The organism is Prauserella flavalba (genome assembly GCF_003202235.1).
Taxonomy (GTDB): domain Bacteria; phylum Actinomycetota; class Actinomycetes; order Mycobacteriales; family Pseudonocardiaceae; genus Prauserella_A; species Prauserella_A flavalba.
In genome coordinates this window covers 51,438-63,529 of sequence record NZ_MASU01000014.1, presented here as the reverse complement: position 1 = coordinate 63,529, position 12,092 = coordinate 51,438, and the positions used below count along the sequence as shown (strand labels likewise).

Below are 12,092 nucleotides of genomic sequence, written 5' to 3'. Positions count from 1 at the left end.
AGCAGTCGGATCCGGTGGCCCGGCGCGAGCTTCGCGCCGGGCCACCGGCGTGTTACCAGGCGGTAGGGTCAGCGCATGGTCTACCGGAAGAACATCGTGATCACCGGCGCCAGCGCGGGCCTCGGCGAGGGCATGGCCAGGCGGTTCGCCGCCGACGGCAGGAACCTCGCGCTGTGTGCGCGGCGCACCGGCCGGCTCGACGCGCTCGCCGAGGAGCTGACCGCCGCGTACCCCGGCATCCGGGTCGTCACCCGCGAGCTCGACGTCAACGACCACGACCGCGTCTTCACGGTGTTCCGCGAGTTCCGCGACGAGCTCGGCTCCCTCGACCGCGTGATCGTCAACGCGGGGCTCGGCAAGGGCCAGCCCATCGGCACCGGCTACTTCACAGCGAACCGGCAGACCGTGGAGACCAACCTCGTCGCCGCGCTCGCCCAGTGCGAGGCGGCGCTGGAGATCTTCCGCGAGCAGCGTGCCGGCCACCTTGTCGTGGTGTCGTCGTTCAGCGCCCTGCGGGGCCTGCCACGCAACCTCACCGCCTACGCCGCGTCGAAGGCGGGCGTCGCAACGCTCGCCGACGGCATCAGGGCCGACGTCCACGGCACGCCCATCGCCGTCACGACGCTGCTGCCCGGCTACATCGCCTCCGAGATGACCGGAAGGGCCGGCCGGACGCCGCTGCTCGCGAGTGCGGAGCGTGGCGGGAAGGCGCTGGTCAAGGCCATTGAGAGCGAGAAGGCCAAGGCCTACGTGCCGACGGTGCCGTGGGCACCGCTCAGCGTGGTGCTGCGCGTGCTGCCGACGGGGCTGCTGCGGAGGTTCACCTGACATGGGCGCCATCTACCTGGTGCGGCACGGGCAGGCGTCCTTCGGCGCCGCCGACTACGACGTGCTCTCCGAGCGCGGCCACGAGCAGTCGCGGCTGGCGGGCGCCGAGCTCGGCAGGCGGGGCGTCCGCGCGGACGAGGCGTGGTGCGGCACCCTCTCGCGCCAGCGCGCGACCGCGGCCGAGGCGCTCGCCGGGTTCGCACCCGGCGTGGTCGCCAAGGAGGACCCGCGCTGGAACGAGTACGACCACGTCGACATCGCCGCCCACCACGGCGGGGGAGCGGCCCAGGACAGCGCCGACCCGAGGGCGTACCAGGCCGCGCTGGAGTCCGCGCTCGCCGCGTGGACCGCCGCGGGCGCCTGCTCCGGCGCCGATGAGACGTGGCCCGCCTTCCTCGCGCGGGTGCGTGGCGCCTTCGAGGAGCTGGCCGCGCGGGTGGGCAAGGGCGAGCAAGCGGTGGTCTTCACCTCCGGCGGCGTGATCGCCACGCTCTGCGGCCTGCTCACCGGCGACCCGGCGGAGGGGCTGATCACGTTCAACCGCGTGGTGGTGAACGCGGGCATCACGAAGTTCGTCACGGGCCGGTCGGGAACGACGCTGCTGTCGTTCAACGAGCACGGACACTTCGAGGGAGAGGCCAGGAAGCTACTCAGCTACCGCTAGGAGGACGGCATGGCGCGGTTCGGCAAGGTCGAGCTCATCCAGGTCAACGGTCGCGGGCCGGAGGACGTGCTGGTGGACGCCGACGGCGGTGTCTACACCGGACTCGATGACGGCCGCATCATCCGCGTGGGCCCCGGCGGCAGGCGGATCGACGCCGTCGCCGACACCGGCGGGCGGCCGCTGGGGCTGGAGTTCCTCGGCGACGAGAGCGAGCTGCTCGTCTGCGACGCGCGCAAGGGGGTGCTCGCGGTGTCGGTAGCGGACGGCACGGTCCGCACGCTGGTGGGCGAGGTCGAGGGCGCGCCCATGCTGTTCTGCAACAACGCGGCGGTCGCCGGCGACGGCACGGTTTACTTCACCGACAGCTCCACGGTGTTCCCCATCGAGAAGTGGCGTGACGACCTCATCGAGCAGACCGGCGCGGGAAGGCTGTTCCGCCGCACCCCGGACGGTGCCGTGGAGCGGATCGCGGACGGGCTGGAGTTCGCCAACGGCGTGGCGCTCGCGCCCGACGAGTCGTTCGTGACGGTGGCCGAGACCGGGGCTTTCCGGTTGCGGAGAATCTGGCTCACCGGGCCGAAAACGGGCACGGAGGACCTTTTTCTCGACGATGTTCCGGGATATCCGGACAACATCTCCACGGGCAGCGACGGCCTGATCTGGGTGACTCAGGCGAGCCCGAAGGTGGCGTCGCTGGGCCGGGTCCGCAAGCTGCCCTCGCCTGCCAGGGCCGTGGTGCGCAAGCTGCCCACGTGGCTGCAGCCGTCGCCCGCGCGCACGTGCGGCGTGCTCGGAGTGTCCGCCCTCGGCGAAATCGTGCACCGGCTCGAGGGCGAGATCGAGGGCTTCCACATGCTCACGGGAGTGCGGGAACGCGCCGGTCAGCTGTACTTCGGCAGCCTCGTGCTGAGGTGCCTCGCGGTCACGCGCGTACCTCGTAAGTGACCCCGGACACGTTTTACCGCGTTGTAGACCGAATTCCGGCGCGGGTACGATTGTGCACTGAAGTGGGGGAATTCTTCTTGGCGCCTCGCTTTTCTGGTGCCTTTTTCACGAGAAACGGTTTCGATGACGACTTCGGAAATGAGTGCCGGTGACAGACCGTCGCCGGCCGACGACAAGCTCGACCGGGGAGTCCTGAAGATCGCCAGTGTCGTGGTCGTGGGCGCCATCATGGCGATCCTTGACACGACCGTCGTCAACGTCGCGCTGCAGCAGCTGACGCTGGAGTTCGAGACGTCGTTCGACACCATCCAGTGGGTCGCGACGGGCTACATGCTGGCACTCGCCACGGTGATCCCGGTGACGGGCTGGGCCGCCGACCGGTTCGGCACCAAGCGCCTCTACATGCTCGCGATCGTGCTGTTCCTCGTCGGCTCCGTGGTGGCGGGCATGGCGTGGAGCATCGAGTCGCTGATCGCCTTCCGGGTCGTGCAGGGCCTCGGCGGCGGCATGCTGATGCCCGCGGGCATGACGATCATGACGAGGGCGGCGGGCCCGCAGCGCGTCGGCCGCGTCATGGCGGTGCTCGGTGTGCCGATGCTGCTCGGCCCGATCGCGGGCCCGATCCTCGGCGGCTGGCTGGTCGACTCGGTGAGCTGGCGCTGGATCTTCTACATCAACGTGCCGATCGGCGCGGTCGCGTTGTACCTCGCGTGGCGGCTGCTGCCGAAGGACGAGCCGCAGCCCGCGGGCAGGTTCGACTTCCCCGGCATGCTGATGCTCTCGCCCGGTCTGGCGCTGCTGATCTACGGCGTGTCCGACATCCCGGCGGCGGGCGGGATCGGTGAGACGAGCGTGTGGCTGCCGATGTCGCTCGGCATCGTGCTGATCGCCGGGTTCATCGTCCGCGCCCTGCGCGTCGAGAACCCGCTCGTGAACCTGAAGCTCTTCCGTGACAGGACGTTCTCCATCGCGGCGATCACCATGTCGCTGTTCGCGATCGCGTTCTTCGGGGCGATGCTGCTGCTGCCGACGTACTTCATCCTCGTGCGCGGCGAGACGGCGTTGCAGGCCGGCCTGCTGCTGGCGCCGCAGGGTCTCGGCGCGATGGTGATGATGCCGATCGCGGGCAGGCTCGCCGACCGCACGGGCGCGGGCAAGATCGTGCTACCGGGTCTCGTCGTGATCCTCGCGGGCCTCGCCGTATGGGCGCAGGCCGCCGCGGACACGCCGTACTGGCTGCTGATGGTGTCGCTGTTCGTCCTGGGGCTCGGCATGGGCTCGTCGATGATGCCGATCATGTCGGCAGCGCTGCAGACGCTGACGAAGAAGGACGTGGCGCAGGCGTCGAGCGCGTTGAACATCATCCAGCAGACGGCCGGGGCCATCGGCGCGGCGGTGATGTCGATCATTCTCGCCGCGCTGCTGGCCGGGAAGTTCGGCGTGGAGACCAGCCAGGGTCAGGTCGCGGCGACGGCGGCGCTGCAGAACCCGCAGACGCACGACGCGGCGGCGGTGCTGGCGGCCGACTCGTTCGCGTCCACGTTCGTGTGGTCGCTGCTGCTGGTGGCGCTCTGCATCATCCCGGCGCTGTTCCTGCCGAAGCGCCCGCCCGCCGCCCCGCCGGTCGGCGACGACGAGGGCGCTCCCACCCCGCCGATGCTCGCCCACTGACCCACGCCCAGGCTCGCGTCACCGGCCCCCAAGGCCACCTTTGTTGCGTTCAACGCAACAAAGGTGGCCTTGGGGGCCGCTTCTCGGGGTGCGGTTTGGCGGCGGCTAGCGGGGGGCAGGGGTGATTTGGGGGAGCACGTCCTTCACCAGGGTCAGTAGCTGGGTGCTCAGGAGCGTGCGCACCTGTTCGCGGCTCAGCGTGCCGCGTACGAGCCATTCGCGACCGGCCGCCTTGACCATGCCGCCGTAGGTGCGCACGAGCGCGTTGAGCTGCTCCCAGCGCGGGTCGTCCTCAGCGAAGCCCATCGCCTGCAGCACGCGGTCGGCGGAGCGGCGGTCGGCCTCGTCCACGATGCGCTCCACCTCGACGTCGCGTCCGATGCCTTCGGGCGTGATCGCGGCGAGCCACATCTTCTCCTGTTTGCTCACCATGTCGAGGAACCATTCGACCGCGGCATTGGTCCGTTCCTCCACCGAACCGGACGGTAACTGTGCCACCGCGACATAGGGCACGGTGAGTGCCCTTTTGACAACTGCCAGATAAAGTTCGCGCTTCGTCCCGAAATAGTGGTTTATCAGACCACGCGCGACGCCCGCCCTGGCCGCGATGTCCGATGTGGACACCTCGGCATAAGGCCGTTCACCGAACAACTGCGCCGCGCACGTGAAGATCTGTTCCCGGCGCTCGTCCGGTTCGAGCCGTCGCCATTTGGGTGCCGATTCCGCGGTCATGTCGTGCAGTTTCTCACGCCGGTTCCGATTTCGCCGGAAAGAGTGGCAACCGTAGTGCGCCCGGCGCCGAATCAGGCACGACCGGGTGTTTCGGAGTCACCGGAGCGACTCGCCGGTAGCTTTCTCCGAGTGCGGGGCGCGGATCCTCCTCGCCCTTGTTCGGCCACATCGCGATGGCCCGCTCGGCCTGCGCGGTGATGGTCAGCGACGGGTTCACGCCGAGGTTCGCCGTGATCGTCGAGCCGTCCACCACGTGCAGGCCCTCGTAGCCGTACAGCCGCTGGTACGGGTCCACCACGCCGGTGTCGGGGGAGTCGCCGATCGCGCACCCTCCGATGAAGTGCCCGGTGAGCGGGATGTTCGCCAGGTCGTTCCAGCCGCCGCCGGGCAGGCCGCCGATCTTGTCCGCGACCCGGCGCGTGACCTCGTGTCCCGCCGGGATCCACGTCGGGTTCGGCTCGCCGATGCCCTGTTTCGTCTTCAGGCGCCTGCCGAAGAGCCCCAGTGTGGTGTACGTCGTCACGGAGTTGTCGAGCGTCTGCATAACCAGCAGCGCGATGGTCTGCTCCGACCAGCGCCTCGGGTTGTGCAACGCGGGCAGCGACCTCCGGTGCTTCCACATCTGCTTGAGCCCGAGCACCCAGCGCCGCTTGCCGGGCACCGGGTCGGTGAGCACGGCGCCGAGCAGGCCGAGCAGGTTGCTGCCCTTGCCGTAGCGCACCGGCTCGACGTGGGTCACCTCGTCGGGGTGGATGGAGGAGGTGATCGCGACGCCGCGGTGGTACTCGGTGTCCTTGCGCGTGGTGCGGGCGGCGAGGATGGCCTCGGAGTTGGTGCGCGCGAGCACGCCGACCCTCGGTGAGAGCCGGGGCAGCACGCCGCGGTCGCGCATCTTGTGCAGCAGCCGCTGGGTGCCGAGTGCCGCGGCGGAGAAGATCACCTGCTCGGCGGTGAAGGTCGTGCGCCGCCACGGGCGTCCGGTGTGGACGGTGGCGACGGAGTACCCGCCGCCGGGCAGGGGACGGACCTCGGTGACGGTGGTCATCGGGTGCACACGCGCGCCGGCCTGCTCGGCGAGGTAGAGGTAGTTCTTCACCATCGTGTTCTTCGCACCGTGGCGGCACCCGGTCATGCACTCGCCGCAGTGGGTGCACGTCCGCCGCTGCGGCCCCACGCCGCCGAAGAACGGGTCGGGCACGCGCACGCCGGGCTTCGTGCCCTCCTCGCCGAAGTACACGCCGACGGGTGTCGGGCCGTAGGTGTGGCCGATGCCCATGTCCTCGGCGACCTCGCGCATCACCTCGTCCGCGGGCGAGATAAGCGGGTAGCGGGTCACGCCGAGCATGCGCTTGGCCTGGTCGTAGTACGGCGCGAGCTCGGCCTTCCAGTCCGTGATGTGCGCCCACTGGCGGTCGGCGTAGAAGGCGTCCGGCGGCTCGTAGAGCGTGTTGGCGTAGACGAGCGAACCGCCGCCCACACCGGCGCCGGTGAGCACGAGCGCGTCCTTGAGCGGCGTCATGCGCAGGATGCCCGTGCACCCGAGTGCGGGCGCGAAGACGTAGTCCCGCAGCCGCCACGACGTCTTCGGCAGCTCCTCGTCGGTGAACCGCCTGCCCATCTCGAGCACACCGACCCGGTAGCCCTTCTCCGTCAGGCGCAGTGCGCTGACGGAGCCGCCGAAGCCGGAGCCGATGACCAGGACGTCGTAGTCGAACTGCGTCATGCGGACACGTTGACCGCTTGTTGGCAACCTGTCAAGAGGCGTCACCCCTGAGGTAGGGCGGGCCCCACCCCGATCTCGGGGGCGGACACCGCTGACCGGGGCGCTTGCCGGCGCTGAGATGGAAGACATGACAGCACCCGCAGGGATCCAGTGGCAGCAGACGGAGGCCCGCGCGCCCGCCGCCGTCGAGCTGCGAGGCGTGAGCAGGCACTACGGCGGCAAGCACGCCCAGGTCCGCGCGCTCGACGACGTCAGCGTCGCGTTCGCGCAGGGCTCGTGGACGGCCGTGATGGGCCCATCCGGCTCGGGCAAGTCGACGCTGCTGCACTGCGCTGCCGGGCTGGAGCGCGTGAGTGCGGGCCAGGTGCTGCTCGGCGAGCACGACCTCACCGCCGCGGGCGACGCGGAGCTGACGGCCCTGCGGCGCAGCGAGATCGGCTTCGTCTTCCAGAGCTTCAACCTCATCGCCTCGCTCACCGCCGAGCAGAACGTGACGCTGCCGCTCAAGCTCGCCGGGCAGCGGGTCTCGGCGAAGGCCGTGCGGCGGGTCCTCGCGAGCGTCGGCCTCGACGAGCGCAGGCGGCACCGGCCCCGCGAGCTCTCCGGCGGTCAGCAGCAGCGCGTGGCGATCGCCCGCGCGATGGTGACCCGGCCCCGCGTGCTCTTCGCCGACGAGCCCACCGGCGCGCTCGACTCGACCTCCGCCCGCCAGGTGCTGCGCCTGCTGCGCGAGCTGGTCGACGGCGCCGGCCAGACCATCGTCATGGTCACCCACGACCCGGCCGCCGCCGCGAGCGCGGACTCCGTGCTGTTCCTGTCCGACGGCCGCATCGTCGACCACGCCCACGCGCCGAGCGCGGCCGGGGTCGCCGAGCGCCTCGCGCGGCTGGAGGGCTGAACCGTGCTGCGGTTGTCCTGGAGCACCTTCCGCGAACGCTGGCAGCTGTTCATCGGCGCGATCGTCACCGTGTGCCTCGGCGTGGCGCTCGTGCAGTCCTCGCTGCTGATCCTCGTCACCGCGGCGACGTCCGGGCTCATCGAGGCGATCACGCTGCTCGCGGTCACCCTGGGCGTCTCGACGTTCCTCGCCGTCTTCATCGTCAGCTCCACGTTCGCCTTCACCGTCGCCCAGCGCAGGCGTGACCTCGCGCTGCTGCGGCTCGTCGGGGCGGGCAGGGGACAGGTGCGCAGGCTCCTGCTGTCGGAGGCGCTGCTGCTCGGCCTGCTCGGCACGGCGGCGGGCGTGCCGCTCGGCCTCGTGGCGATGGACGCGCAGACGTCGCTGCTGACCTCCCTCGGCTTCGTGCCACCGGACTTCGCAGCGCACTGGCAGGACTGGATCCTCGGCGCCTCGGCAGGCGTGGGGGTCGGCGTCTCTCTGGCCGGGGTGCTGGCCGCCTCCCGCAGGGCGGGCAAGGTCCGCCCGCTCGACGCGCTGCGGGACACCGGTGAGGGCGCCCGCGTGATGACCGCCGCCCGGTGGTTCTTCGGGCTGCTGTTCCTCGCGGGCACGGTCGCGCTCATCACCGTCGCGTCGTTCGTCGGGCCCGAGGGTGCCATCCCGCTCACCATCAACGCCGCGCTCACCGCCTCGGTCGCGCTCAGCGCACTGAGCCCGCTGGTGGTCCCGTTCGTCGGCAGACTCTTCGGGCTCCTGCTGCGCGGCAGCACCCTCGGCACGCTCGCCCAGGCCAACCTCCGTGACGGCGTGCGGCGCAGCGCCTCCACGGCGGCGCCGCTGCTCGTGCTCGTCGCGCTGCTCGTCGGCCAGACCGGGGTGCTCGCGTCGATCGACAAGGCCACCGAGCACGAACTGCGCCGTGACCTCGCCGGCGACCTCGTGGTCACCTCGACCGGGCCGGGTGCGGCCGAGCTGGCTTCGGTGCCCGGTGTCGCGGTGGCCGCCGAGCGGCTGCGGGTGCCGATGACGGTCACCACGCGCACCGTTGACGACGGGGAGGTGGAGACCGAGGTCGAGGACGTCGACGCCACCGTGGTCGATCCGGCGGCCTACGCGCAGACCTACCGCCGCGCGCCCGAGGCGGGTTCGCTGGCCGACCTGCACGGCAACACCGTGGCGGTCGGCTCCGGCCTCTACCCGCTCGGCGCCGAGCTGGAGGCGGGTATCGGCGGGCGCACGGTGCCGTTGCGCGTGGTCGCCGTACTGCCGCAGACCATGGGCGGCGGCGAGGAGATTCTGTTGCCGCCGGGCGTGGTGCCGGGTCCGGTCGCCTCGGCGGCCACGTCGGAGACGATCGTGCGGGCCGAGCCCGGCGCCGACCCCCGCGACCTCGCCACGGCGATCGGGGCGCGCGGGCTCGGTGAGGTCAGCACGCTCGACGAGTGGATCACGGCCTCGGCGAGCAGGCAGCAGGACACCAGCTCCGGGATCATGGCGGTCGTGCTCGGCCTCTCCGGCCTGTACGCGCTGATCGCGGTGATCAACGCCGTGGTGATCGCGGCCGCCGAGCGCCGCCGGGAGTTCGCGGTGGCGAGGGTCAGCGGGCTCAGCAGGGGACAGGTCGTGCGCATGGCGCTCGTGGAGTCCTGGGCCGTCACCGCGGTCGGGCTGCTGCTCGGCGGGGTCGCCGCCGCGGGAACCCTTGTGGGCATCGCGGCGGCCACGGCCCGCATCTCCGGCTCGGCGACGGTCGTGGTGCCGTGGGAGCTGCTCGGGCTCACCGTCGCCGGTGCGCTGCTGGTCGTCGGCGGCACCAACGTGTGGACGACGCTGGCGGCCACGCGGTCGCGGCCCGTAGCCCTTGTTGGTGCGGGCGAGTGAGTCGACGTGTTCGACGGCGAGACTCGTCGCCGAGTGCGCATCGGGCGTTAGGATCAGCAGCTCGAGCGTCGCCAGAAGGCCCTGAACAGGTAATATCGGGCGGATCGGATTTCGAGCCGTGCGGGAGGAAGTCGTCAACAACGCCGCGGTCACGCTGAGGCAGCTGCGATACGCCGTCGTCCTCGGGGAGGAGCTGAACTATCGCCGGGCTGCCGACAGGCTCTTCATCACGCAGCCCGCCCTCTCGACTGCGATCAAACAGCTGGAGCGCCAGCTCGACGTCGTGTTGTTCGCCAGGAACACCAGGGAGGTATCGCTCACGGAAGTCGGCGCGGCGTGGCTGCCGACCGCCCGTGAAGCGCTGCAGCATGTCGACGCCGCCGTCGACCAGCTCGTCGCGCTCGCGCATCCCGGAGCCGGTCGCATCAGGCTCGGCTATCTGATCGGTACCGGAGCGGACCTCCTGTTCCGGATGGTTCGACACTTCGAGATCGCGCATCCCGAGATCACCGTCGAGGCGACGGAGTTCGACTTCTCGGATCCGACGGCGGGTTTGGCGGACGGGACGGTCGAGCTGGCCCTCATCCGTCCGCCGGTGGACCTTCCCCGTCATCGCGTACACGTCGTCGATTCGGAGCACTGGGTGGCGTGCCTGCCCCGCGACCATCGCCTCGCGGGCCGGAACGAGGTCGAGATCGGCGAGTTGCTCGACGAACCGATCGTCGCCGCACCGGACACGGCGGGCAGCTGGCGCGAACACTGGCTCGCGATGGATGCCAGGGGCGGGCGCGCGCCCACGATCGCCGCCACGGCCGCGACATACGAGGCGGAGACCACGTACGTCGCCCGGGGCCTGGGCATCAGCTTCACGACCGAGGCCTGTGCGCGACTGTACGAAAGACCGGGTGTGGTCTACGTGCCCATCACGGGACGGCCCTCGAGCGATACCGCTCTGGTCTGGGATCCGGGCCTGCTGACCCGGGAAGGTGACTTGTTCGTGCGGCACGTTCAGCAGAACTGGGGCAGCGACGGGCTCGAAGAGCACTGAGGCCGATAAACCCAGGCTATTGATCCCATGAGAATTAGGAACTTCCCTCGCGCCTGAGTCTCCGGTGTGCTGACTCCAGTCAGCAGAAGCGGCCGCCCGACGCGGTCCGCCCGTCCGAACTGGAGCGACCATGAGCAAGGCCGAGATGTTCCCGGCAGGCGCGCCGTCCTCCAGCGCCGCCGATGGCGCGGACGACGAAGACGCCCGCCTCGCGGAGTTCGGCTACACACAGAAGCTCGATCGGTCCGTCGGCCCACTTGCCTCCTTCGCCATCGGGTTTGCCACGATCAGCGCCACGACCGCGGTCTTCACCGGCTTCGGCGCCGGATACACCAGCGCCGGCGCGCCCTTCGTCTGGACGCTCCTGATCGCGGGCGCGGTGTTCGCGGTCTGGGCCGCCATCGCAGCCGACCTGGCGGCGAAGATCCCGCTTGCCGGCTACGCCTACCAGTGGACGAGCAGGATCAACGGCCCGACCCTCGGGTGGTTCACCGGATCCATCGCGCTCGTCGGATGGATCTGTGGCATGACGGGCGTCGGCTACGTCCTTTCGGGATACCTCGGCGGCTTGTTCGGTTGGGACATGAGCCAGGCGGCGCAGATCCTGCTGGCCATCGGCGTCGTCGCGGTCTGCGTCCTGATCAACATCTACGGTGTGCGGTTCGCGACGATGGTCAACAACATCGGTGTCAGTCTCGAACTCGCCGTCACCATCGGTGCGACGATCCTGGTCGGGGTGCTCGCGTTCTCGGCCCCGGACCGGCATCAACCACTGTCCGTCCTGTTCACCGCCGGCGGTTCCGGCGAGGAGGGCAGCTACGCGATCGCCTGGCTGGCTGCCGCACTCGGGCCGTTCTTCGGACTGCTGGGCGTCGAGTCGTGCGCCGACGTCGCCGAGGAGACGAAGAACAGCCGACGTGTCATCCCCAGGACGATGTTCTACGCGCTGGCCTCGTCCATCGTGATCGAGCTGCTGATGTACATCGTCTATGTGCTGGCCATCCGGGACAGCGACGCGGTGCTCGCCCGCCCCTCGGCCCCGATCGAGGAGATCATCACCCAGCAGGCCGGACCGGTGGTCACCAAGATCGTCGTAGCGGTCGCACTGACCAACATCCTCGCGTGCCTGCTGGCGAACATCCTGGTCGCCACGCGGCTGACCTACTCGATGGCCCGCGACAACATGCTGCCCTTCTCGCGGGTCTGGCGGCACGTGTCGCCGACCAGCCTCACGCCGACCAACGCCGTCATCGGTCTCGGCTGCCTTTCCACGATGCTGCTGCTGTCAGCGTTGATCAACGAGACGGCGTTCACCTACATCATCGGGATCGCGTCGCTGGCCTTCTTCACGGTCTTCATCCTGCAGACCATCGGATTGATCATCGGGGCGCGCCGCGGCACGATCCCGGCAGGTGACCCCGGCACCTTCGACCTGGGTCGCCTCCGGATGCCGCTGTACGTGGTGAGCCTGGCCGTGTTCCTGGTCGTTGCCGCGGTCCTGATCGTTCTTCCGCAGTTCGCGGGCAACGGTTGGGTTTTCCTCGGCGTCCTGGTCGTCGCAGCGGCCTGGTGGGCGTTCGGGCTGCGCGGCCGGCTGCGTCGCCGCGTGGCCGGCGCCGGTGTCGTCCGCGACGACCAGGCCACCTGACCCCCACCGATCTCCCTTGTTCGCTGACATCCGCACGTTTCAGGAAAGGAC

10 protein-coding genes are annotated in these 12,092 nt (G+C 70.2%); 8 read left to right on the top strand and 2 right to left on the bottom strand.

Annotation, left to right across the window (positions count from 1 at the left end; all coding sequences use genetic code 11):
* Positions 1 to 75 precede the first annotated feature (75 nt).
* The 4 genes from BA062_RS31225 (at position 76) to BA062_RS31210 (ending at position 4,108) form a co-directional block, all read left to right on the top strand.
* Entirely contained in the window at positions 76 to 828 is a 753-nt protein-coding gene (locus BA062_RS31225) for an SDR family oxidoreductase (protein ID WP_110342719.1), read from the top strand.
* Between the two features lies 1 nt (position 829).
* The gene (locus tag BA062_RS31220; RefSeq protein WP_110342718.1) at positions 830 to 1,492 is read left to right on the top strand and encodes a histidine phosphatase family protein; all 663 of its coding nucleotides are present in this window, start codon (positions 830 to 832) and stop codon (positions 1,490 to 1,492) included.
* A gap of 9 nt (positions 1,493 to 1,501) precedes the next feature.
* Entirely contained in the window at positions 1,502 to 2,437 is a 936-nt protein-coding gene (locus BA062_RS31215) for an SMP-30/gluconolactonase/LRE family protein (RefSeq protein ID WP_110342717.1), read from the top strand.
* A gap of 123 nt (positions 2,438 to 2,560) precedes the next feature.
* The gene (locus BA062_RS31210; RefSeq protein ID WP_245960091.1) at positions 2,561 to 4,108 is read left to right on the top strand and encodes a DHA2 family efflux MFS transporter permease subunit; all 1,548 of its coding nucleotides are present in this window, start codon (positions 2,561 to 2,563) and stop codon (positions 4,106 to 4,108) included.
* Between the two features lie 105 nt (positions 4,109 to 4,213).
* Here BA062_RS31210 and BA062_RS31205 read toward each other — a convergent pair whose 3' ends face one another.
* A complete protein-coding gene (locus tag BA062_RS31205) occupies positions 4,214 to 4,840 on the bottom strand; it encodes a TetR/AcrR family transcriptional regulator (RefSeq protein ID WP_110342715.1) in 627 nt (208 codons plus the stop codon).
* Between the two features lie 13 nt (positions 4,841 to 4,853).
* Positions 4,854 to 6,563 carry a GMC family oxidoreductase N-terminal domain-containing protein gene (locus BA062_RS31200; protein ID WP_110342714.1) on the bottom strand — a complete coding sequence of 570 codons (1,710 nt, stop codon included), beginning with the start codon at positions 6,561 to 6,563 and terminating at the stop codon, positions 4,854 to 4,856.
* A gap of 127 nt (positions 6,564 to 6,690) precedes the next feature.
* Here BA062_RS31200 and BA062_RS31195 point away from each other — a divergent pair, with 127 nt between their 5' ends.
* From BA062_RS31195 to BA062_RS31180, 4 genes are all read left to right on the top strand, one after another.
* Complete coding sequence (locus BA062_RS31195; protein ID WP_110342713.1) at positions 6,691 to 7,461, top strand: ABC transporter ATP-binding protein; 771 nt, start codon at positions 6,691 to 6,693, stop codon at positions 7,459 to 7,461.
* A gap of 3 nt (positions 7,462 to 7,464) precedes the next feature.
* Entirely contained in the window at positions 7,465 to 9,345 is a 1,881-nt protein-coding gene (locus BA062_RS31190; protein WP_110342712.1) for an FtsX-like permease family protein, read from the top strand.
* A 118-nt stretch (positions 9,346 to 9,463) separates the two neighbouring features.
* Positions 9,464 to 10,393, top strand: coding sequence for a LysR family transcriptional regulator (locus tag BA062_RS31185; RefSeq protein ID WP_245960090.1), 930 nt, complete (start codon positions 9,464 to 9,466; stop codon positions 10,391 to 10,393).
* Positions 10,394 to 10,523: 130 nt separating this feature from the next.
* The gene (locus BA062_RS31180; protein WP_245960089.1) at positions 10,524 to 12,041 is read left to right on the top strand and encodes an APC family permease; all 1,518 of its coding nucleotides are present in this window, start codon (positions 10,524 to 10,526) and stop codon (positions 12,039 to 12,041) included.
* The last annotated feature ends 51 nt before the right edge of the window (positions 12,042 to 12,092 follow it).

Coding starts and splice junctions, on each gene's coding strand:
- BA062_RS31225 (WP_110342719.1), top strand. CDS start 76: ATGGTCTACCGGAAGAACATCGTGATCACCGGCGCCAGCGCGGGCCTC.
- BA062_RS31220 (WP_110342718.1), top strand. CDS start 830: ATGGGCGCCATCTACCTGGTGCGGCACGGGCAGGCGTCCTTCGGCGCC.
- BA062_RS31215 (WP_110342717.1), top strand. CDS start 1,502: ATGGCGCGGTTCGGCAAGGTCGAGCTCATCCAGGTCAACGGTCGCGGG.
- BA062_RS31210 (WP_245960091.1), top strand. CDS start 2,561: ATGACGACTTCGGAAATGAGTGCCGGTGACAGACCGTCGCCGGCCGAC.
- BA062_RS31205 (WP_110342715.1), bottom strand. CDS start 4,840: ATGACCGCGGAATCGGCACCCAAATGGCGACGGCTCGAACCGGACGAG.
- BA062_RS31200 (WP_110342714.1), bottom strand. CDS start 6,563: ATGACGCAGTTCGACTACGACGTCCTGGTCATCGGCTCCGGCTTCGGC.
- BA062_RS31195 (WP_110342713.1), top strand. CDS start 6,691: ATGACAGCACCCGCAGGGATCCAGTGGCAGCAGACGGAGGCCCGCGCG.
- BA062_RS31180 (WP_245960089.1), top strand. CDS start 10,524: ATGAGCAAGGCCGAGATGTTCCCGGCAGGCGCGCCGTCCTCCAGCGCC.